This window comes from Maribellus luteus (assembly GCF_003576475.1).
Classification (GTDB): domain Bacteria; phylum Bacteroidota; class Bacteroidia; order Bacteroidales; family Prolixibacteraceae; genus Draconibacterium; species Draconibacterium luteum.
Map to the genome: position 1 here is coordinate 1 of NZ_QWGR01000274.1, position 522 is coordinate 522.

1 protein-coding gene is annotated in these 522 nt (G+C 67.4%); it reads left to right on the forward strand.

What is annotated here, in order from left to right:
* Positions 1-522 (forward strand): lactonase family protein (locus tag D1614_RS28875; RefSeq protein WP_147384422.1); only part of this gene is annotated, 522 nt, incomplete at both ends.

The window sequence follows — 522 nt, forward strand, 5'->3', positions numbered from 1 at the left end:
GGCAATGCCCGCCCTCCCCGCTTCGCCTATGTCGGTACTTACACGTTCAACGCACCGGGCGGCACTGCCGGCGGCCCGGCCGCTCGCGGTATTTATGTGCTGGCGCCGCGCGGCGATGCGTGGACCCAGGTGCAGGTGGTCGAAAGTGCCAATCCGTCGTTCCTGGCCCTGCACCCGAACCAGCGGTTCCTGTACGCCACCAATGAATTGGAGGTCTACGAGGGACGCCCAAGCGGCAGCGCCGAGTCCTATGCGATCGACCCGCGCGACGGCAAGCTGACGCTGCTCAACCGCCAGCCGCTCTCTTTGTCGGGTACCAACCCTGCGCACGTGGTGGTGTCGCCGGACGGCAAACACCTGTGCGTGTCGATCTACAGCGGTGGCGCGTACAACCTCCTGCCGATCGGCGAGGACGGCAAGCTCGGCACCGTGTCCGGCATCTTCAAGGACACCGGCTCCGGCCCGCGCCCCGAACAGGAGGCGCCGCACGCGCACATGATGCTGTTCGACACCGCCGGCCAG